At 64.7% G+C, this 21,601-nt stretch carries 19 protein-coding genes; 11 read left to right on the top strand and 8 right to left on the bottom strand.

The features are described 5' to 3' along the window. Positions 1-11 precede the first annotated feature (11 nt). Together modB and modC are read left to right on the top strand one after the other, a co-directional pair. Positions 12-707, top strand: coding sequence for a molybdate ABC transporter permease subunit (gene modB / locus QA640_RS03495; RefSeq protein ID WP_283039385.1), 696 nt, complete (start codon positions 12-14; stop codon positions 705-707). A gap of 2 nt (positions 708-709) precedes the next feature. Next, on the top strand, positions 710-1,372 hold the full coding sequence (gene modC / locus QA640_RS03490; RefSeq protein ID WP_283039384.1) for a molybdenum ABC transporter ATP-binding protein: 663 nt from the start codon (positions 710-712) through the stop codon (positions 1,370-1,372). Between the two features lie 7 nt (positions 1,373-1,379). Here modC and QA640_RS03485 read toward each other — a convergent pair whose 3' ends face one another. Then, entirely contained in the window at positions 1,380-1,640 is a 261-nt protein-coding gene (locus tag QA640_RS03485; protein ID WP_283039383.1) for a PepSY domain-containing protein, read from the bottom strand. A gap of 136 nt (positions 1,641-1,776) precedes the next feature. Beyond that, positions 1,777-3,570 (bottom strand): potassium/proton antiporter, encoded by a 1,794-nt coding sequence (locus QA640_RS03480; protein WP_283039382.1) that lies wholly within the window; start codon positions 3,568-3,570, stop codon positions 1,777-1,779. A 441-nt stretch (positions 3,571-4,011) separates the two neighbouring features. Between QA640_RS03480 and QA640_RS03475 the strand changes: the two genes are divergently transcribed. Then, positions 4,012-5,322, top strand: a complete 1,311-nt coding sequence (locus tag QA640_RS03475) for a mechanosensitive ion channel domain-containing protein (protein ID WP_283039381.1) — start codon at positions 4,012-4,014, stop codon at positions 5,320-5,322. Positions 5,323-5,426: 104 nt separating this feature from the next. Continuing rightward, positions 5,427-6,245: a type I methionyl aminopeptidase gene (gene map / locus QA640_RS03470; RefSeq protein WP_283039380.1), complete on the top strand. Its 819-nt coding sequence runs from the start codon at positions 5,427-5,429 to the stop codon at positions 6,243-6,245. 22 nt (positions 6,246-6,267) lie between these two features. On the opposite strand, the gene QA640_RS03465 is transcribed toward map, so the two are convergent. Beyond that, a complete protein-coding gene (locus QA640_RS03465; protein WP_283039379.1) occupies positions 6,268-6,864 on the bottom strand; it encodes an Ada metal-binding domain-containing protein in 597 nt (198 codons plus the stop codon). Between the two features lie 131 nt (positions 6,865-6,995). On the opposite strand from QA640_RS03465, the gene QA640_RS03460 reads away from it, so the two are divergent. The 7 genes from QA640_RS03460 to QA640_RS03430 all read left to right on the top strand — a co-directional run bounded on the left by QA640_RS03460 (position 6,996) and on the right by QA640_RS03430 (position 14,653). Continuing rightward, positions 6,996-7,940 carry an EamA family transporter gene (locus QA640_RS03460; RefSeq protein ID WP_283039378.1) on the top strand — a complete coding sequence of 315 codons (945 nt, stop codon included), beginning with the start codon at positions 6,996-6,998 and terminating at the stop codon, positions 7,938-7,940. Positions 7,941-8,019: 79 nt separating this feature from the next. Then, a complete protein-coding gene (locus QA640_RS03455; RefSeq protein ID WP_283039377.1) occupies positions 8,020-8,856 on the top strand; it encodes an intradiol ring-cleavage dioxygenase in 837 nt (278 codons plus the stop codon). 71 nt (positions 8,857-8,927) lie between these two features. After that, on the top strand, positions 8,928-9,674 hold the full coding sequence (radC, locus tag QA640_RS03450) for a DNA repair protein RadC (protein WP_283043107.1): 747 nt from the start codon (positions 8,928-8,930) through the stop codon (positions 9,672-9,674). A gap of 28 nt (positions 9,675-9,702) precedes the next feature. Continuing rightward, positions 9,703-10,491: a DUF4239 domain-containing protein gene (locus tag QA640_RS03445; protein ID WP_283039376.1), complete on the top strand. Its 789-nt coding sequence runs from the start codon at positions 9,703-9,705 to the stop codon at positions 10,489-10,491. A gap of 220 nt (positions 10,492-10,711) precedes the next feature. Beyond that, complete coding sequence (locus QA640_RS03440; protein ID WP_283039375.1) at positions 10,712-11,533, top strand: IclR family transcriptional regulator; 822 nt, start codon at positions 10,712-10,714, stop codon at positions 11,531-11,533. 188 nt (positions 11,534-11,721) lie between these two features. Beyond that, on the top strand, positions 11,722-13,041 hold the full coding sequence (locus tag QA640_RS03435) for an MFS transporter (protein ID WP_283039374.1): 1,320 nt from the start codon (positions 11,722-11,724) through the stop codon (positions 13,039-13,041). 10 nt (positions 13,042-13,051) lie between these two features. Then, positions 13,052-14,653, top strand: coding sequence for a D-aminoacylase (locus QA640_RS03430; RefSeq protein WP_283039373.1), 1,602 nt, complete (start codon positions 13,052-13,054; stop codon positions 14,651-14,653). A 184-nt stretch (positions 14,654-14,837) separates the two neighbouring features. Here the strand turns inward: QA640_RS03430 and QA640_RS03425 are convergent, their stop codons facing one another. The 5 genes from QA640_RS03425 to QA640_RS03405 form a co-directional block, all read right to left on the bottom strand. After that, positions 14,838-16,142 carry a nitrate/sulfonate/bicarbonate ABC transporter ATP-binding protein gene (locus QA640_RS03425; protein ID WP_283039372.1) on the bottom strand — a complete coding sequence of 435 codons (1,305 nt, stop codon included), beginning with the start codon at positions 16,140-16,142 and terminating at the stop codon, positions 14,838-14,840. Between the two features lie 11 nt (positions 16,143-16,153). Continuing rightward, positions 16,154-17,887 (bottom strand): ABC transporter permease subunit, encoded by a 1,734-nt coding sequence (locus QA640_RS03420; protein ID WP_283039371.1) that lies wholly within the window; start codon positions 17,885-17,887, stop codon positions 16,154-16,156. A gap of 25 nt (positions 17,888-17,912) precedes the next feature. Further along, positions 17,913-19,859 carry a carbohydrate porin gene (locus QA640_RS03415; RefSeq protein ID WP_283039370.1) on the bottom strand — a complete coding sequence of 649 codons (1,947 nt, stop codon included), beginning with the start codon at positions 19,857-19,859 and terminating at the stop codon, positions 17,913-17,915. Positions 19,860-20,284: 425 nt separating this feature from the next. Beyond that, positions 20,285-20,548 carry a hypothetical protein gene (locus QA640_RS03410; protein ID WP_283039369.1) on the bottom strand — a complete coding sequence of 88 codons (264 nt, stop codon included), beginning with the start codon at positions 20,546-20,548 and terminating at the stop codon, positions 20,285-20,287. Positions 20,549-20,687: 139 nt separating this feature from the next. After that, positions 20,688-21,494, bottom strand: coding sequence for a creatininase family protein (locus QA640_RS03405; RefSeq protein WP_283039368.1), 807 nt, complete (start codon positions 21,492-21,494; stop codon positions 20,688-20,690). Positions 21,495-21,601 lie beyond the last annotated feature (107 nt).

Below are 21,601 nucleotides of genomic sequence, written 5' to 3'. Positions count from 1 at the left end.
CTTGCGACTTGATGTCCGCGATCACATCGGCCGAATGGACCGCGATCCTGCTTTCCTTGCGGGTCGCGGTCATCGCGACGCTGGTGGCGACGCCGTTCGGCATCGCGCTGGCGTGGCTGCTCGCGCGGCGTGATTTCTGGGGCAAATCGATGCTCGACGCGCTGGTGCATCTGCCCCTGGTGCTGCCGCCGGTCGTCACCGGCTATCTCCTGCTCCTGACCTTCGGCCGGCGCGGCCTCGTCGGCAGCTTCCTTGCGGATCATCTCGGCATCGTCTTCGCATTCCGCTGGACCGGCGCCGCGCTCGCCTGCGGCATCATGTCGTTTCCGCTGCTGGTGCGTCCTATCCGGCTCTCGATCGAGGCGATCGACCGCAGGCTGGAGCAGGCCGCGGAGACGCTGGGTGCTGCGCCCTGGAAGGTGTTCCTGACGGTCACGCTGCCGCTCGCGCTTCCCGGCGTGCTCGCCGGCATGGTGCTCGGCTTTGCCAAGGCGATCGGCGAATTCGGCGCCACCATCACCTTCGTCTCCAACATTCCCGGCGAGACTCAGACGATCTCGTCGGCCATCTATTCGCTGATCCAGACGCCCGACGGCGACGCCGCGGCGGGACGGCTCGTGATCATCTCGATCGTGCTCGCGCTCGGTGCGCTGATCGCGGCCGAATGGTTCGCGCGGCGCGCGACCGCACGGCTGCACGGAAACTGACCATGCTGCGCGTCGATGTCGAAAAACAGCTCGGCGAGTTCTCGCTTCACGCGTCGTTCGCGAGCGAGGGCCGCGTCACCGGCCTGTTCGGCGCATCCGGTGCCGGCAAGACCTCGCTGGTCAACATGATCGCAGGCCTGTTGCGACCGGACCGTGGCAGCATCGTCATCGACGGCGACGTCGTCGACGACACCGCGGCCGGCATCCATGTCCCGGCTTACCGCCGACGCATCGGCTACGTGTTTCAGGATGCGCGGCTGTTTCCGCATCTGAATGTCGCGCAGAACCTCGACTATGGCCGGCGGATGAACCGCCTCGCGCATGATCCGGCGCAGGAGAACCGCATTGTCGATCTGCTCGACATCGGCGCCCTGCTCGGCCGTCGGCCCGGAAAGCTGTCCGGCGGCGAACGCCAGCGCGTCGCGCTCGGACGTGCGCTGTTGTCCAAGCCGCGGCTGCTGTTGTTGGATGAGCCGCTCGGCGCGCTGGACGAAGGCCGCAAGCTCGAGATCCTGCCCTACCTGGTACGGCTGCGCGACGAGGCCAATGTCCCCATGGTCTATGTCAGCCACGACGCAGCCGAGCTGCGCCAGCTCGCCACCCAGATCGTCATGCTGCGCCAGGGCCGCGTGACGTCGTCCGGCGGGGTGAAGGTGCTGACGTGAGATGCGGCTACCACCCGCGCTCGACGTTGCGCACGTCGCCGGTGCTGGCGTCGACATAGACTTTCATCCAGCGGTCGGCGCGGTCACGGCCTTCGATCTCCCATTCATCCCCGAGGAACTGGGTATGCGACACGGTTCGAATGCCGAGGCCGGTGGCAATATCGAGCGCGGCCTCCATCGAGATCTGGTCGCCGGAATCAAAGGCCATGGCAGGCGCTGCCGATCCAACACCAAGCGCCACCACGAGGGGCAGGATGAACTTTCGCATGGAACCACTCCTGTTATGTTGCCACGCGGCTAACTGGGGGCACAGGCGAGCGTTCCGGGTTCCGATCACGATCCGTGCGCGAATATGCGGCAAGTCACGGCGGTTTGGCGGCGGTTCCCACCTCGATCGGATGGAGCTAAATCCCCGCCACCGAAGTCCATAAATCCGCGAGCTTACGGCGTAGCGCCTTCATCCGCGTCTGCGGCTCCGCCTTCTCCTCGTCCTCGGGCAGCCGCAGGCCGACGACGTTGACGCGGCCGCCGGAGATCGAACGGGCGACCAGAACGATCTCGTCCAGCGCGAGCTCGGCGCCTTCCTTTGGCGCGCGGTCGAGATGGACGTCGAAATAATCGGCGAGCGTCAGCTTGCCCTCGTCCTCGCTCACCTTGACGCCGTAGATCCCGGCAAGCTCGGCCAGCGTGTGCTCGCCGGAGACCATGAAGTCGCCGAGCAGATGCGGGTCGGGTGCGGTGCTCGGCTGCATATCGACGAAGAAGCGGTCGAGCGACTCGGCCTTTTCCGGCGGCGCCAGCAGATAGATGTAGTCGCCCGGCGCGATCGGGTCGGCTTCCATGGGCGTTAAAATGTTCTCGTTGCGAATCACCAGCGTCGGCTTGGACCAGGACGGGATCAGGCCACGGCGGAAATACAGGCTCTTGGGCCGCACGGCATAGCCGACGAGCTGCTGCTCGAGCTGGCCGGGCAGGTCGAGCTCGACACGGCGCGGACCGCGCTCGCTGCGCGGCAGCGCGACATGCAGCCTGCGCGCCGCGGGCGCCAGCGTCCAGCCTTGCAAGAGCAGCGAGATGATGACGACCACGAAGGCGACGTCGAAATAGAGATAGGCCTTCGACAACCCGACCAGCATCGGGATCGAGGCCAGGAAGATCGCGACCGCGCCGCGCAAGCCCGTCCAGGCGATGAAGACCTTTTCGCGCCAGTTGAAGCGGAACGGCGCAAGGCAGAGGAACACGGCGAGCGGCCGCGCGATCAGCATCAGGACCAACGCGACGCCGATCGCGGGCACGGCGCTGGAGCCGAGCCGCTGCGGCGAGACCAGCAGGCCGAGCAGCACGAACATCACGATCTGCGCGAGCCAGGTCGCGGCGTCCAGAAACGTCACCACCGAATTATGCGCGCGGGTCGGCCGGTTGCCGATGATGATGCCGGCGAGATAGACCGCGAGAAACCCCGAGGCGTGCATGATCTGCGAGCCACCGAAGATGACGAGGGCCGCCGTCGTCACGAACGGCGCGTGCAGCCCCTGCGGCAGCGCTACCTGGTTGAGCGCGATCACCACCAGCCGGCCGCCGATCACGCCGACGATCGCACCCAGAACGGCCTCCTGGATGAACTCCATGACGACGTGGCCCGGCGTGCTCGACCCCAGCGAGATGTATTCGACCAGCATCAAGGTGAGGAAGATCGCGAAGGGGTCGTTGGTGCCGGATTCGGCCTCCAGCGTCGCGCCGACGCGCGGACGCAGGCGCAGGCCCTGCGTATGCACCAGCAGGAACACCGCCGCTGCATCGGTCGAGGCGACGACGGCGCCGACCAGCAGCGACTCCGCCCAGTTGAGGTCGAGCGCATATTTTGCAAACGGCGCCGTGATCAGCGCGGTCAGGAGCACGCCGACGGTCGCGAGCACCACGGACGGTGCCAGAACTGCGCGGATGCTCTGGAAGCGCGTGCGCAGGCCGCCGTCGAACAGGATCAGCGCCAGCGCCACCGAGCCGACCAGATAGGTCGTCCGCACGTCGTTGAACTGCAATTGCCCGGGGCCGGAATCGCCGGCCAGCATGCCAATGCCGAGGAAGACCAGCAGCAGGGGCGCGCCGAAACGCAACGCAAGCAGGCTCGACAGGATGCCCGCCATCACCAGGACGGCGCCGAGCAGGATCGCGATGCTGACCGAGTCGAGGGACGCCATGTGGTGCTGCTGGTCACTCCAAAGAGCCGACGAGATTCCGTTCAGGGCATCGCCGGCCGTGCACTCCCTCGCCCCGCTTGCGCGGCCGGGACAAGCATAGCTTGCCCGGAGAGGGTGGGTGAGGGGGAGTCTCCGCGAGGACGGTGACGGTCGGACTTGTGGAGAGTCCCCTCACCCGGATCGCATCTGGCGATGCGATCCGGCCTCTCCCCGCAAGCGGGACGAGGCGAAGACCGGCAATCCCTGTACCAGCATCCTTATCGTCGCCACACTTGCCCGCCAACCCATTTCTGCCGCTCGCGGCAATCTGCCCGCATTTTACGGCCTTAACTCGCATCACGTGCCGGTGTATCGATGGCCCGGCCGCGCCCTTTGTGGGATTCTGCCGCTGTCCCGAATCAAATCCGCCCGATCCGCCGCCAACGAAATTTCGCCATAGACATGGACCTCAAAGACCTCATGGAGTTCTTGCAGACGACGGCGCGCAGCGTCGGCGCCGAGATCACTTCGCCCTGGTTCTACCTGCAATTCGGCCTGATGCTGGCCGCGGCCGGGATCGCCTATGCCTCCGAGGCCGCCATCCGCAACCGCATCGACATGACCTCGCTGGCGATGCGCTGGCCGCTGCCGCTTCGCCACTTCATCCGCGTGCTGATCGGCAGCGCCTCCACGGCGGTATTCACCTTCCTGATCATCGTCGAGCGCGTGGTGATGTACCATGCGACCTGGCCGAGCCGCAGCTATCTCCTGATGGTCGCTGCAAAGCTCGGCCTTGCCTGGCTCGTCATCCGTCTCCTCACCTCGGTGCTGCGCAACGCCTTCATCGTCAAGCTGGTGTCGGTCACGGCGTGGTTCGTCGCCGCTCTCTCCATCATCGGCCAGTTGGACGCGACGGTCGATCTGCTCGATTCCTTCGGTATCATGCTCGGTGGATTGCGGCTGACACCGCTTTTGCTGATCAAGGCCGGCGCGCTCCTGATCGTCGCGCTCTGGCTCACCAATATCGCCAGCAATTTCGCCGAGAGCCGGATCAACTCGACGACCGACCTGACGCCGTCGGTCCAGGTGCTGCTGATCAAGATCATCCGCATCGGTCTTTTGACGGTGGCCGTCGTCATCGCGCTCGACGCCGTCGGCATCAACCTCTCGGCGCTCGCGGTGTTCTCCGGCGCTGTCGGCGTCGGTATCGGTATCGGCCTCCAGAAGATCGTCGCGAACTTCATCTCCGGTATCATCTTGCTCGCGGACAAGTCGGTGAAGCCCGGCGACCTCGTCACCATCGGCGACAATACCGGGCGCATCAGCGCGATGAAGACGCGCTACATTTCCGTCGCCGCCGGCGACGGCCGCGAATTCCTGGTGCCGAACGAGGATCTGGTGACGCAAAAGGTCGTCAACTGGACCTACACCGACAAGAACACGCTGGTGAAGATCGCCTTCGGTACCAATTACGACGCCGATCCGCGGCTCGTCTGCAAGCTCGCCGCCGATACGGCCGCAGCCCACCCGCGGGCGCAGAAGGGCAAGCCGGCGAACTGCATCCTGACCGAATTCGCGGAGGCCGGGATGAAGTTCTCGCTGACTTTCTGGATCGCGGACCCTGACGGCATGGACAACGTCAAGAGCGACGTGATGCTGGCACTGTGGGATGCCTTCAAGCGCGAGGGCATCCGGGTTCCCTACCCCGTGCGCGAAATCCGCGTCCGTGGCGGCGCGCTGCCGGCCGAAACCACGGTAGAAGTCCCGAGTTGAGACGGTTTTTGCCCCGGGCGGCTCCGCGCAGCTTGCATGACGGCCCGCGATCATTAAATTGAGGCCAGAAATCAAACGCTTCCGCTGAAAAGACCGCGACCCTCATGAGCTACGTCGAAGCCACCGATACTTCCTTGCGCAAGACCGGACAGATCAAGCTGCATGGCCCGAACGCGTTCATCGGCATGCGCAAAGCAGGCGCGCTGGTGGCCAAGTGTCTCGACGAGCTGACCGACATCGTCGGCCCGGGCGTGCCGACCTCGCGCATCGACGAGTTCGTCCGCGAATTCGCCTTCAGCAACGGTGCCTATCCGGCGACGCTGATGTATCGCGGCTATCGCTATTCGACCTGCACCTCGCTCAACCACGTGGTCTGCCACGGCATGCCCGGCGACCGGCCGCTGAAGGAAGGCGACATCGTCAACATCGACGTCACCTTCATCGTTGATGGTTGGTACGGCGACTCCAGCCGGATGTATGCGATCGGCCCGATTGCGCGCAAAGCCGAGCGGCTGATCGAAGTGACCTATGAAGCGATGATGCGCGGCATCGCCGCCGTAAAGCCCGGCGCCACTACCGGCGATATCGGTCACGCCATCCAGAGCTTCGTCGAGCCGCAGGGCATGAGCGTGGTGCGCGATTTCTGCGGCCACGGCCTGGGGCGCATGTTCCACGACGAGCCGAACATCATCCATATCGGCCGGCCCGGCGAAGGCGTGCAGCTCAAGCCCGGCATGTTCTTCACCATCGAACCGATGATCAATCTCGGCAAGCCGCATGTGAAGATTCTCTCCGACGGCTGGACCGCGGTGACCCGCGACCGTTCGCTGTCGGCGCAGTTCGAGCACTCCGTCGGCGTGACCGCCACGGGCGTCGAGATCTTCACGCTGTCGGAGCGGCACGGCGAGAAGCAGATCGGCTGATGCGTCGCGACCGTCGCACCGTCTATCGTGAACGCCGGAATGACGATGGTGGCCGCTTGTAGGTTGCCGCAAAGGCATCGTTGAATCGCCGAACGCTGCCGAACCCCGCAGCGAAAGCAATCTTCGCCAACGGCATGTCCGTCTGGTCGATCAGGCGCTTGGCTTCCTGTACGCGCCGCGTCGCCGCGATCTCGCTCGGGCTCGCGCAGGCATGGCGCATGAACAGGCGCAGCAGATGACGCGGCCCGACGCCAAGGGCTTCGGCAAGCTCCGCCATCGACGCCCGATCGAGAAAGCCGTCATTGATCAGCCGCATCCCCCGCGCGACGGTGGTGGCGGTTCCCATCCAGGCCGGAGAACCCGGCGCTGTTTCCGGCCGGCAACGGAGGCATGGGCGAAAGCCGGCACGCTCGGCGGCGGCAGCGGTCGCATAGAAGGTGACGTTCTCGGAGCGCGCCGGGCGAACCGGACAGACCGGCCGGCAGTAGATGCGCGTCGAGCGAACGCCGGAAAAGAACAGGCCGTCGAACGCGCGGGCGCGCGCCAGCCGCGCGCGATCGCAGGTCTCCCAATCGAGATGCGGTGGCAGCGTTTGCCGATGCGCCAGGGCCTTCGCCATGACGAAATCATAGTTTCAACAGGGCCCGCCGAGTAGCTGAAATCGGACTCGATCGGGCGATGAGGTCCGAATTCAGCCAGCCTGCACCGCCGCTCGGGATCATAGTGCCGACAGATCCCGGAGCAAATCGCATGAGCACGCAGGCACAACAGGCAGCGTCAGGACAACCCTCGCTCATATTCGAGATCGGGCTCCTGCTGCTTCTCTCACTGATCTGGGGCAGCTCGTTCACGCTGATCAAGGTGGCGATCCCCACGATTCCGCCATTCACGATGGTCGCCGCGCGCGTGACGATCGCGGCCATCCTCCTGATCCTGATCGCTCGCGCGCAGGGACACGCCCTTCCCCGCCAGGGATCGGTGTGGGCGGCTTTCCTCGTGCAAGGGCTGCTGCAAAGCGCAGCGCCGTTCACCCTGATCAGTTGGGGCGAGATGCATATCGCAAGTGGCCTCGCCGGCGTGCTCAATGCGACGCCGCCGATGTTCGTGCTGGTGATCGCGTTGACGACCGGGCGCGGACGACAGGCGATCAGCGGCCAGAAGATCATCGGCGTCGGTCTCGGCCTTGCGGGCGTCACCGTGACGATGGGCATGGATGCGCTGTCTGAGATCGGCGCGGCGGCGCCAGTGGCGCAGATCGCCGTGCTCGGCGCGAGCTTCTGCTACGCGCTCGCGCCGATATGGGGCCAGCGGTTCTCGAACCTTCCCGCGATCGTCACGGCGGCCGGAGCGATGAGCTGCGCCGCGATCCTCATGCTCCCCACCGCCGCCGTGCTCGAACGTTCCTGGACGCTGGCGCCACCGCCGGCGCAGGCGATCGCGGCGGTGATCGCACTCGCAATCGTCTGCACGGCGATTGCGATGGTGATCTATTTCCGCCTGATCCACACGATCGGCCCGCTCGGCACGACCAGCGGAAGTTACCTGCGCGCGGGCTTCGCCGTGGCGCTCGGCACTGCATGGCTCGGTGAGCGCTTTACCTGGTCAATGCTCGCCGGAATGGCGCTCATCGTCGCGGGCGTCGTTGCCGTCACGGTGCCGCTGCCGGCGCGAAATGCCGGGAAACCGGCGGGCTGATTGTCGACATCTTCAAAGCCTGATCTTGCCATTCCGTTCGCCGATGACGATCTGTCGTCAAAGCAACAGGAGAGATGACGTGAGCACGTCGACGCGCCGCGGCTTCCTTGGGTTTGCATCGGCCAGCGCCGCGGGCCTGTTACAAACCCGCGCGCAGGCGGCGTCCGAGCCCGCCGCTTCCGATGAGCCGGCCTGCATCCTGACGCCGCACGCCGAGGAAGGGCCGTTCTATTCAGATCCAAGGCTGGTGCGCGCGGACATCACCGAAGGCAAGCCCGGCATTCCGCTGACGCTGAAGCTGCGCGTGATCGAGGCAGGTCCCTGCACAGTGATGCGTGGCGCGCGGGTCGACATCTGGCATTGCGACGCGCAAGGGCTCTACTCGGCGTTTCCCGGCCAGGGCGACGCGCACAACATCGATGCCTCCAGCAAGACGTTTTTGCGCGGCACGCAAGTGACCGACGAGGCCGGCTGGGTCGCGTTCGATACCATCTATCCCGGCTGGTATGACGGGCGCACCACGCACATCCATTTCAAGGTGTTCCTCGACGAGAAAAACGTGCTGACCGGGCAGACCTTCCTGCCCGACGCGCTGAACGAGTTCATCTACACCAACGTTCCCACCTACAAGGATCGCGCGCGGCAACGCACGATCATCAACGCCAACGACATGGTGATCCAGCGTTCCGACCCGGAGCATCGCGCCTTCTGCGCGGTGAAGGAGGAGCGCGACCGCTATGTGGCAACGCTGACGCTCGGCGTCGACCGCCGCACGGACGCGACCGTGGGGCCCGCCTCGCCGCCACCTCCACCCGGCGCGCGCGGCGGACCGCCGCCGTCAGGCAGGCCCATGTTCGGCCGTCAGATCAAGGACCGGCTCGCCGCGCTCGTGCCGGGGCTGAAGCCGGGCCGCTAGATCGGGGCTGGTGAGCCGCTCCGCAATTGGCGGTTGCAAAAGCGTCCTTCCGCGGCGATGCTGCGCGCACGATGCCCGCCAAGCCCAGCGCCCCCAAGTCCAACGCCCCCAAGTCCAGCGCCCCGTCCGAGAAGCCCGCGCCCCCAGAGCCGCACTATCACGGCCATCGCGAGCGGCTGCGCGAGCGTTTTTACAGCGCCGGCGCGGATGCGCTGAGCGACTATGAACTTCTGGAGATGGCGCTGTTTCCGGCGCTGCCGCGGCGCGACACAAAACCGCTTGCGAAGACGCTGATCAAGACGTTCGGCTCGTTCGCCGAGGTCGTCCATGCGCCAGTGGCGCGGCTGCGCGATGTCGATGGTGTGGGCGAGGCCGCGATCAACCAGCTCAAGCTGATCGCGGCGGCTGCAAGCCGCGTGACCAGGGGCGAGGTCAGGAGCCGCAACGCCCTGTCGTCCTGGAACGAGGTGATCGACTATTGCCGCTCCAGCATGGCGTTCGCCGACAAGGAGCAGTTTCGGCTGCTATTCCTCGACAAGCGTAACCAGCTCATCGCCGACGAGGTGCAACAGACCGGCACCGTCGATCACACCCCGGTCTATCCGCGCGAGGTTATCAAGCGCGCGCTCGAACTCTCCGCGACCGCGCTGATCCTGGTCCACAACCACCCGAGCGGCGATCCCTCGCCCTCGCAGGCCGACATCCAGATGACCAAGGCGATCATCGAGATCGCAAAACCGCTTGGCATTGCCGTGCACGACCACATCATCGTCGGCAGGGGCGGGCATGCAAGTTTGCGCGGGATGCGGTTGATCTGAAGAGCTTTCAAGCAAGTGATGAGATGAAATGAGCGACTGGCTGCACAACCTGCCGGTGCCGTGGATGGTGCTGGTGATTTTCGGCTTCACCTATTTTCTCGCGATGACCGTGTTCGCGGCGGTCATGCTGTTCGCGACGGAGGCGCGCACGAAATCGCTGAAGACGATCTCGCCCGGCATGCTGCCGGTGCTCGGGATCATCTTCGGCCTGTTCGTCGCCTTCACCGCGGCGCAAGTCTGGGGCGACAGCGATCGCGCCAGCGCTGCCGTCAGCCGCGAGGCCAGCGCCTTGAGGAGCGCCGTGCTGCTCGCCGCCGGCATGCCGGCCGAGCAGGAGACGCGCTTGCGCGGATTGGTGCGCGACTATGTCGGACAGGCAGTGGCGCTGGAGTGGCCGATGATGGCGCGCCGGGAAGCCTCGCTCAAAGTGACGCCGCCAGCGCTCGCCGAGGCATTGCAGCTCGTCGTCACGATGGCGCCGCAAAATCCGGGGCAGGCGACCGTGCAGCGCGAGCTCATCAGCGCGCTCGAACAGGCGCTGGACGCGCGCCGGCAGCGGATCATCATCAGCCTGGCTGCAGTGAATGCCGTGAAATGGTGGTGCCTGTACCTGCAGGCAACCTGTGCGCTTCTGGTGATCGGCCTCGTCCATTGCGACAGTCGTCTCGCAGCGGCAATCGCCATGAGCCTGTTCGCGACCGGCGTTGCGGCTTCCGTCCTCCTGATCGCCGCGCATGACCGGCCCTTCGCAGGCCAGATCTCGATCGGTCCCGGGCCGCTGCTCCAGATCACGCCGGAGCAGCCGGACAAGCCGTAGGCGGAGGCGCTTGAGCCTTGGTTGGCTGAGAACGCCGAGAAGACGCATGACAGCGAGCCTGACCGCAGCGGACGCTCGCGAGCATCGTTTCGCACGCTGCTCGATCGCGCTGGCCGGTGACAAAACGCCTTCGTGGTCGCGCGCCGCTTGCCCGAACGTCGCGAACTAAACTGGGGCCGTGAGGCGATAAAGCCGCATCGGACTTTTCGGTCCGGGATGGATGCGATACGATCTGCTCGATCGCGAAGTGGATGAAACGGGACTGGAAAGATTGGCTGCATCTAAGAAGGGGGCCGCGCCCGCGGAACGCCAGAACGGAATCGACCGGACCATCGATCTGCTGGAAGCCCTGCTGCACTTGCGCGCACCGTCCAAGCTCGGCGATCTGGCCAAGGAGATGGGCGCGCCGCGCTCGACCGTCTATGCCATCGCCAACCGGCTGATCGAAGCGGACATCCTGGAGAACGTCGGCGAAGGCGGCCAGATCTATTTCGGCAAGGCCGTGCATCTCTATGGCCGCGCCTATGCGGATGCCAATCCGCTGCATCGCCGCTGCCGCGAAGCATTGGAGAAGCTGGCTACCGAGCACAACGCGACGGCGCAACTCTGCGCGCTGCGCGGTAACAAATACGTGGTGGTCGACACGCAGGATGGCTCGGGCCTGTTCCGCATCACCACGGATGTCGGCGTCGAGGTGCCACTGCCATGGACGGCCTCTGGTCGGCTGCTGCTCGATCATATGAGCCCCGACGAGATTCGCGCCTTCATTCCGCGCGAGGATTTCCAGCTTCCGGACGGGCGGAGGCTCGACGTCAACGATTTCATCAAGGATGTCGCGCGGGCGAAACGCGATGGAAAATGCACGACGACCGCACTGTCTGACCGCTTTACTTCGTGCCTCGCCGCACCCATCCGCGATCGACAAGGTGTTGCGGTCGCAACGCTTTGCTTCGTCATCCCGGCGGATTCACCGAAGGAACGCAAGACCGCGCTGCTCGACGAGCTGGTCACCACCGCGCGCGAATTGTCCGATCACCCCTAGCGGACAAAAGCAGCATGGGGACTTGACACGAAGTTGTCACGATCCCTAGCATGTCGCTGTAGCGTATAGCTGTCCACTATAAGAGACAACCCTGAGAGGGAGGTCTCTGGGCGCGCTCCGCTGCAGACTTTCGCGTGACGACAGTATCAAGACAACAGTGTGAAGCCGATTTTCCGATAGGATCCGAAATGGCGAAGGCGGGCGAGCGTGTGCCTGGGAGACGATGGCTGATTGGCTGTCTCCTCGGCGTTGGTATCCTGGTCAACTACATCGATCGGGTCGGGCTCTCGGCCGCGACACCGGCGCTCAGCACGGAGCTCGGCCTCACGGCCACCGACATCGGGCTGCTCGGCAGCGCCTTCTTCTGGACCTATTCGCTGCTGCAGATTCCCGGCGGCATGGCGCTCGACCGCTTCGGCGTCACTGCGGTCGGCCGCGCAAGCGCATTCTTATGGGCCGTCGCATCCGCAATCACGGCGCTCGCCAGCGGCCTTTATGGCATCGTGGCCGCGCGGATGTTGCTCGGAGTCGCCGAGGCGCCGGCATTTCCGGCGAGCCAAAAGGCGACCGGGCACTGGTTTCCAATCGACGAACGCGCGCGCTCGACCGCGATCTTCGATTCCGCCGCCAAGTTCTCCAACGTGTTCGGCGTGCCGCTGGTCGCCTTTGTCATCTTCCTCTACGGCTGGCGCTGGGGCTTTGGCATCACCGCAATACTGAGTCTGGCGTATTTCATCGCCTATTACATCATCTATCGGAACCCGAGCGAGGACCCGAACCTCTCCAGATCCGAGCACGCCTACATCATCGCCGGTGGCGGAACGCCGGAAGGGCCGGCGCCCGCAGGGCAGAGCCGCATGCTCGGCTACCTGCTCGGCCGCCGCAAGGTCTGGGGGCTGACCATCGGGTTTTCCGCTTACGGCTACACTTTCTATCTCTTCCTCACCTGGCTGCCCGGCTATCTCGCCCAGACCATGCATATGAATCTGATGTCGGCGGCTGGCTATTCGACGATCCCGTGGATCTTCGCAACCCTCGCCGATCTTCTGATCGGCGGCTTCCTGGTGGATCACCTGATCGCACGCGGATACGACAGCACCAGGGTCCGGCAAATGGTCATCATCGTCGGCGGACTGATGGGGCTTGCCGTGATCGGCGCTGCGTTCACCGTGAGGCCCGGATGGGCGCTGCTGTGGTTGTCGATCTCGATCTCCGGCCTTTCCGCCACGTCCCCCGTCGGTTCCTCGATCGTCTCCCTGATCGCGCCAAAGGGCGGCACGGGAACGGTCGGGGGCATTCTCAACTTTACCAACAACATGATGGGTGCGCTGGCGCCAATCGTCACCGGCATCGTCGTCGACTGGACACAATCCTTTGCCGGCGCGTTTCTGATCGCCGGCGTCGTCTTGGTCGTCGGCATCTTCTTCTACGTCGTGGTGCTGGGACGGATCGAGCCGATCGCCGATCTCGCCGAGGAAGTGCCGGAAGCCGTGGTGGCGGTCCCGTGAGGAAATGGGCATGACCAGGGACATTCTGATCCGCAGCGCCAGGCTGATCGACGGCACCGGCGCGCCGTGGTTCGAGGCGGACTTGCGGATCAGCGACAGCCGGATCGCCGCGATCGGCCCGGCATTGCCCGCAAACGATGCCGAGATCGTCGACGCCCGCGGCTGCTACCTCGCGCCGGGCTTCATCGATGCGCATTGTCATGATGACCTGATCAGCCTGCGCGAACCGGACCGGCCCGAAAAGGCGCTGCAAGGCGTCACCACGGTGGTGGTTGGGAATTGCTGCTTCTCGCTCTATCCGGCGACCGGCGGCTCCGCCGAAATGCTGCGGCAGCATTTTTCGGGCTTGCTCGGAGAAGCCGATCCAAGCGAAGTCTTCGGCAGCTTCGACGAATATCGGCAGGCGCTGGACCGACCGGGCATGGCGCTCAACCTCGTCTCGCTGGTTGGGCATGCCGCAATTCGCCTTGCCGTGCTCGGCTTCGAGCGGCGCGCGGCCGCGGACGGCGAGATTGCCGCCATGCAGGCGCTGCTCGCCAGGCAGCTCTCCCAGGGCGCGGCGGGCCTTTCGCTCGGCCTGGTCTATCCGCCGAGCGCCTATGCCGACATCAGAGAACTCTGTGCGCTCGCCCAAACCGTACGCGCCCATGGCCGGCTGCTCACCGCCCATATCCGCAGTTACGAGGCGGGTCTCCTGGAATCCATCGACGAGTTCATCGCGATCCTGCGCGCGTCGGGCGCCGCCGGCCTGCTGTCGCATCTGCAATCGGCTGGCAAGCCGAACTGGGGCGCGATTCCCAAGGCGCTCGCGCGGCTCGAGGCGGCGCGCGCCGAGGGCATCGACGTCAGCTTCGACATGTATCCCTATCCCGCCGGAAGCTCCTACATGCTGCAACTGCTGCCCCCGGCAGCGCTGGAAGGCGGTCTCGGCGCGCTGCGGGCGCGGCTGCGCGATCCGGTGCAGCGCGAGGTGTTACGCACGCTCGTGGAAAAGGGCGACCCCGATCCGCATGCCGCGCAATCGAAAATCGTGCTCATCGGCTGGGGCAACGTGCTGATTTCCGGCACCGCCAATCCCGGGCTCAAATCGCTCGAAGGCAAGACCATGGTCGATGCCGCGCGCGAGCTCGGCGTGTCGCCCTTCGACCTCATGGCCCGCTGCATCGAGGAAGATGACGGTCAGACCATCATTATCATGTTTCAGCTCGATGAAGGCGATCTGCGCGCCGCCTTCACCCATCGCCTTCACATGGTCGGCTCCGACGGAATTCCGCGTCCGGGTACCAAACCACATCCCCGCGCCTATGGCAGCTTCCCGCGTGTCGCCGGACGCCTCACCCGCGACGCGGGATGGCTGACACTCGAAGACGCGGTGAGAAGGATGACCGCAATGCCGGCGCAACGCTTCGGCCTCGCCGATCGCGGCCTGCTGCGGCCCGGCATGACCGCTGACCTCGTGCTGTTCGACGACACCATCATGGACGAGGCGACGTTCGAGATACCGACGCTATCGCCCACCGGCATTCGCTCCGTGTTCGTCGCAGGGCAGGCCGTGATCAAGGATCGACAACGCACGTCGGCACGACCAGGCCGCACGTTGATCGCGGGCTAACCTTAGTGTGTCACTAACCCTCATGGTGAGGAGCGCGAAGCGCGTCTCGAACCATGAGGCCCCGCCCTGTGGCCCACATCCTTCGAGACGCTTGCTTCGCAAGCTCCTCAGGATGAGGAGTTAGAGCGTTTATGACGCAGTAAGGCTAACGCGCGATGAGATTAGGATGAATCGTCATCGCGCTTTAGCCGGGATTCTCCAGGCTAAAGGTCTCGGACTGCTCGTCATAGGCGAACAACTCTGCATAGCGGCCCCACGAGACGACGGTCTTGAGCGTCTCATCCGCGTAGTCCTCGGACATGTAGTCTTCCAGCTCGTTGCGGAAGCGTGCCTCCGGCGCCGTGTGCGAGGGACGTTCGTCCAGCACGCGCCGGATCAGTCCCATGACCGGCACATAGGTGACGAGGTGTTCGGCGAACAGTCGCTTGCGTGCGTCGGTCTCGAGATGGGCGAAGCGCTTGCCGGCGTCAGTCAGCATCAAATCGCCTTCGCTGAGCTGGGCAAAGCGCAGCAGCTGGAGCGACTCGCCGAGATGAAGGATCTCGTCGGCCTCTAGCTGGAGGTGGCTTGCGAGCACGGGTAGATCGGCGTGTCCATCGTAGGGGGGGCCGGCCAGCGTCTCGATCAGGCCCGACAGCACGTTGGAGGAGACGTGATGCAGGGTCATGCCAATACCTGTGCCGGGAATGCCTTCGATCGAAGGTGCCTTCGGCTCGACGCGCTGGGTCATGCGAGCATAGATGTTGTCGACGAGCTGCCGGAAATAGGGATCGAGCCGGTTGCGAGGATGCGGCAGGTCGACCTTGATCTCCGTGGCGACACGGCCCGGATTGGACGAGAACACCAGGATCCGGTCGCACATCAGCACCGCCTCCTCGATGTTGTGCGTCACCATCAACACCGATCTGATCGGCAGCCTGCCCTCGATCCAGAGATCGACGAGGTCGGTGCGCAGCGTCTCCGCGGTGAGCACGTCGAGCGCGGAGAACGGCTCGTCCATCAGCAAGAGATCGGGATGCACCACCAGCGCGCGGGCGAAGCCGACGCGCTGGCGCATGCCGCCGGACAACTCCTTGGGAAAGGCAGATTCGAAGCCGTCCAGACCGATCAGATCGATCGCGGCCAGTGCGCGCTTGCGACGCTCGGCCGCGTCGACGCCGAGCGCTTCGAGGCCGAGTTCGACGTTTTGCAGCACCGTCAGCCAGGGAAACAGCGCGAATGATTGAAACACCATCGCGACTCCGTTCGGCGGTCCGATGATGGTTTCGCCGCGGCAGGTTGCCTCGCCGGAAGAGGGACGGACCAGTCCGGCGATGATCCGCAGCAGCGTCGATTTGCCGGACCCGGAGCGGCCGAGCAGGCCGACGATTTCTCCGGTGCGGATCGTCAAGTCGACCTTTTCGAGCACCAGAAGCTCTTCGCCGCTGCCTTTCGGAAAGGAGCGGCAGACGTTGCGGATATCGACGAGCGTAGCGGGTTGGTCGAGCATGATTGCTTCCTTCAGCCGAGACGCAAGCGGCGCTCGCTGAAGAGATAGAGCGGCCGCCAAACCAGACGATTGAACAATGTCACCAGGATGCACATCGTGGCGATGCCGAGCACCACGCGGGGGAAATCGCCGGTCTCGGTCGCCGTGGCGATATAGGACCCCAGCCCTGTGGCACGCAAATGCGTGTCGCCCCAGCTGGCGACCTCCGCCACAATGGATGCGTTCCAGGAACCGCCGGACGCCGTGATCGCGCCGGTCACGTAATAGGGGAAAATGCCGGGCAGGATCACCTTGATCCACCATCGCCATCCCCCGAGGTGGAAGCTCCCGGCAGCCTCGCGCAGGTCGGTCGGAAACGCGCTCGCGCCGGCGATCACGTTGAACAGGATGTACCATTGCGTGCCGAGGATCATCAGCGGGCTCAGCCAGATGTTGGCGGCAAGCCCGAAGCGCACGATCGCAACGACAAAGACGGGAAAAGCGAGGTTGGCCGGGAACGCCGCCAGGAACTGCGCCAGCGGCTGGATCCGCTCGGCCAGTTTCGGGCGAAGCCCGATCCAGACGCCGACCGGCACCCATATCAGGGTGGCGAGGGTGATCAGCACGACGACGCGCAGCAGGGTAATCAACCCGTCGCGGATCACGACGAGAAGTTCGGAGGGGCCGAGATTGGCGGAGAGATAGCGATAGGTGAGCCAGGCGGCGGAGGCCGTGCCGACGACGATCAGGGAGATCCAGAGGCCGTCGACCAGGCGGGACGGGCGAGCTCCGGCTTTTCCCGTTGGCCCCAGCTTCGGTAGCGTCACCCGCAAATTCGAGACCATCCTGTTCACCGTCGCAAACGGCATAGTGAGGGTGCGCAGCGCGCGGGTGCGACGGAACAGGTCGAGCATCCAGGAGGTCGGCGCTTCGCCGGAGGCGGTCTGCTCGAAGCGGAATTTATCGGCCCACGCGACGATCGGCCGGAACAGGAATTGATCGTAGGCGATGATGACGAACAGCATCGCGAGGATCGCGTAGAAGATCGCCGCCAGGTCCTGCTGCTGGATGGCCAGCGCAACGTAGGAGCCTATGCCGGGCAGCGTCACCGTGGTGTTGCCGACGGTGATCGCCTCGGAGGCAACCACGAAGAACCAGCCGCCCGACATCGACATCATGGCGTTCCAGATCAGGCCCGGCATCGCAAAGGGCACGTCGAGGCGCCAGAAGCGCTGCCAGCCTGACAAGTGGAAGCTCTGCGTTGCCTCGTCGAGGTCCTTCGGTACGTTGCGCATCGACTGGTACATGCTGAAGGTCATGTTCCAGGCCTGGCTCGTAAAGATCGCGAATACCGAAGCGAGTTCGGCGCCGAGCACCTGTCCTGGAAACAGGTTCATGAAGAAGACCACGGTGAAGGTCAGGAATCCCAGGATCGGCACCGATTGCAGGATGTCCAGCAGCGGGATCATCACCATCTCCGCCCGGCGGCTTTTGGCGGCGACCGCGGCATAGATGAAGGTGAAGATGGTCGAGCAGACGATGGCGAGCAGCATCCGCATCGTGGTGCGCAGCGCGTAAAGCGGCAGGTGCAAGGGATCGAGGGAGACCGGAATGCGCTCGAGCTCGGACAGGGGGGCCGTGGTCTGCTCGCCGCCATAGACCATCAGAACCATGGCGCCGATCACGAGGACGAGCGCCACGACGTCCCAGCCGTTGGGACGCAGCGCCTGCCCAATCGCGGCGCTACGGAAATCCTGAAGCCTCATGCGACCGGCCTCCGGGGCTGGTATCCTAGAACTCGGCGTGCAGGCGTCCGGAGAAGATCGAGACCGGCCCACGGTCGGCGTTATAGGCCGGGTTTATGATCAATTGATAGTCGCCCGTGAGGGTCACGCCCTTGATCACCGAATAGGCGTAATAGGCTTCAAGGATTCGTTCGGGCCGGTAATTGAGCTGGCCGTCGCCGATCAGGAGGCCGGTGCCGCCGGCCGCGAGGAAGTCGCGATGCGCGGCCGAGAGGCCGTTGATTGCGCCGCTGATGCCCACGGTGTCGTCCGGCCGTCCCCAGAAGCTGCCCTTGATCGACAGGCCGCCGGAGAGGCTGCGGTCGATGTCAGTGAAGGACAGGATCTGGTTCTGGCCGTCGTTCCAGCTTGCTCGTGCAAACAGCCCGACGTCGTTGACGATCTGCTGTTCGAGATTGACGTAGAAGCCGTATTTGAGCCGGTCGCGCTGGGTCGCAGTAACGATGTTGTTGATGTCGAGCGCGGGGCTCGCGGCGGCCAGCTCCAGCACTTCGCGGTAGTTGGCGGTGTTGCCGCTGTTGGCGAAGGCGCCGACACGTAGTTTGCCGGGCTGATCGAAGATCGAATGCCGCTCTTCGAACTCGACCACCGTGCCGCCCGTCTTGAAGGTGAGGATGTCGCTGTTGGGTGCAGATGGCACCTGGAAGAGGCCGGCGCGCACGGCCCAGTCCTTGCGGTTGAACTCGACCACGGCGCCACGCGTATAGCCCGGAAGATCGGCGGGGAAATCGTACGCCGCCGACGCCCACATCGCCCAGTTCATGAAATCCGCGCGTGGGTCCTTCGCGTATGAGTTGCCGTCGAAGAAATCGCCGACCGCGAAACGACCGACGATCAGCGTGACGCGGTCGATGTCGCGCTTGCCGGGGAGCTGGTTTGGGCCGTCAGTAACGTCCTCTTGTTCGCCGCCGAGTCCGAAGGTCTGTTTGAAGTAATAACGCTGCGCGCGGAGTTTCGGGAACGGCGCACCCGCCTTTTGCGCTTCGCCGTTGGAGAAGCCGGCGAGGCCGAGGGTGCCGTTGAGCCCGAAGCCCTGGGCGAGCTCGGGATTGAAATAGAACTCGCCGCCGTCCCAGAGTCGCGCCCCCAAGAATGCTGTCGTCGTCCACGTCGCCTGCAATTGACCGCCGCCGGGAAGGCTTTGCGGGCTTGCATAGGGCGAGTGGATTGGCCCATAGCCTTGCGGCAGGAACGTCGTTTGGGCGTGCACGTTCCAGTCGTCGGATTCTGGTAGTTTGGTCTTGCCGTTGACCGGCGCCATCCACGGCGTGTCGCCGAACTGATAATTCAGGCCAAGCTTGAACAGATGGATGCGTGGATCGACATCGACGCTCGCAAGGCCGAAGCCGCTGAGGTCGTAGGTGCGACGTGCCAGGTCGACATATTCATACTCTGCCTTCGCGGTCCAATTGCCGCTGACGGCAAATTCAAGGCCGAGGCCGGCGGTCCAACCGGCTTGGTAGTGACCAACTGGGAATACGGCAGTGACGCCGTCACCATCGTTGACGTTGATGTGGGTGTGACCCCACGCGAAGCCGCCGGTGACATAGGGCATGAAGCGGTCGAAGGCGTAGCCGATGCGCCCGCGCACGGTGCCGACATAGTCGATGGTGGTGTGAAAAGCTGCCGGCGCCCGCGCCAGCGCCGCAACGTCCTGGGGGCTGGTGAAGGTCGAGTCGGCTTCTACGCCAAGCACAACGCGGTTGGCGAGTTGATGGTTGTAGCCGAGCTGATAACCGCCAGAGAGACCAGTCGCGCTATGCGGCAGCAACGCGCCCTGCAGGGGCAGAGGATTGGTGCCGGGTCCAAAACTCGCATCGCCATAGCCGAAATGACCACCGACGTAGAATCCGGTCCAGTCATAGACAGTCTTCAGCGCCGGCGCCTTCAGCGGCAGATCCGCGGCGCGGCCAGCCGCGGGAAGCGCCAGCATCCCGCAGGCGATCGCGGCGGCCGCCTGCAAAAGACGATGTCGGTGAACTCTCAACGTCAAAACGCACGCCCCCAAACGCGAATTGCCCCGCCGCGCTATCCCTGCCGATTCGCGGCCATCCTGTCATCAGGTCTGGGTATCCCACCCGATCGGACCAGATGATCCCGGTTGGAGGTGATTTCTTCCCAAGTCCCTGCGCTTGTTGCAAACCTTATTGCGAATAATTCTCAATAGCAACAAGTGCAGAATGTCGCAGAGGATGGTTCGCATCCTTGTGTGACGGGACTGCAACAAAACGCCGGCGCCAAAAAAGGATGACCCGCCCGGGGGGACAGCCGGGCGGGTCGGGGGCACGACACGGGGTGGATGAGGCGCCCGTGTCGGACGCAGGATCCACTCAGGGATAGGGCCTCAAATACGTAAGATCAGTAGCAAGTGCGGACGCGGCCGAGGTAGTGGCCGAAGGCGTCATACTGGGCGACCCAGCCGCAGCGGTGATAGCCGTAGTAATAGGGGTCATTGCTGGCGGCGATCGCAGTGCCGACGATAGCGGCGGTGGCGATGCCGGCGCCGACGCCCCAGCCCCAGCCGAGCGGCTTGGCCTGGGCGGTCGAGGTGGTGGACGCAACGCTGGCGGTAACGGTCAGGGCCGCAAGAGCGACAGCGGCAAGCTTGGTCTTGATCGACATTTCAAACTCCATCCGGGGTGAGGCGGTCCGTTGTGGCCCGCGTGTCCAGTTGGACGGAGGCTTGTGCGTTCGGGTTCGAAGCGCGCCAAGCTGCCCCCGAAATCTGGTCGATCGTGCAGGAATTTCAAAGAGATATGGGCTAGGCGAGGGGACCTGAGGCGAGCCTTCTCACGTCGAAGTTATCGACCTCGGCCAGCAGCTCGCAGAAGACCCGCGCACCCCGGTCGACGAGCTGCTCGCCTTTCTCGGCAGAGGCCAGTGTCGCGTTGCCGACGGCGCCGCTCAGATGCAGATCCTGCGCCTGCCAGGCGAACGGTGCGGGCCGCTGCGTCGACAGCCAGCGATATTGCTGCTCCATCGCGATGCTGCTCGAGGCAAAATCCGCGATCGCATCGTTGCGCACCTCTGACGGATAGCGCGCCAGCATGATCGAGGTCTCGACCGCGCCGCCATGGATGCCGTGGCGCACTTCGTCGGCGGGAAACAATTGCTCCGCGCCAGAGAGCCGCGACCACGACGTCGTCACCACGAACAGCTTATGATGTGCGCGCAGATCCTGCGCCACCAGCATCATCGCCGCGCTGTTGCCGCCATGGCTGGTGACGATGACGAGTTTTCGCAGGCCCGCGCGCGCGACCTCCTCGCCGATCGCGGTCCACCTCTTCAGCGCTACCTCGGTCGGCAGCGTCTGCGTGCCCGGATAGTCGATATGCTCGGTGGAGATTCCAATTCGCTCAACCCCTAGAAACGTGACGGGAAGGTTTTCGGGCGCGAGCTCGCGCACCCGCGCAAGATACGCCTCGGCGATCAGCACATCCGTCGCGAGCGGCAGATGCGGCCCATGCTGCTCGGTCGCCGCCAGCGGCAAGACCGCGATCCATCGCGCCGGTTCCTTGGGCGCCACGTCGCTCCAGCTTATATCGCTCCAGTCGCGGGAAGGTCTCATCGTGGTTTCTTTGCGCGAATTTGTAACGTAGTTTGGCGGTCTCGAGGGGACGTGGCCCGGCCGGCCGCGTCCCCGAAATTCTTGTGTTTTATCATGGTCCAGAACGA

Origin of the sequence: Bradyrhizobium sp. CB82, assembly GCF_029714405.1 — a bacterium.
Lineage (GTDB): Bacteria > Pseudomonadota > Alphaproteobacteria > Rhizobiales > Xanthobacteraceae > Bradyrhizobium.
The sequence above is the reverse complement of the archived record's forward strand: the minus strand, read 5'-3'. Positions and strand labels throughout refer to the sequence as shown.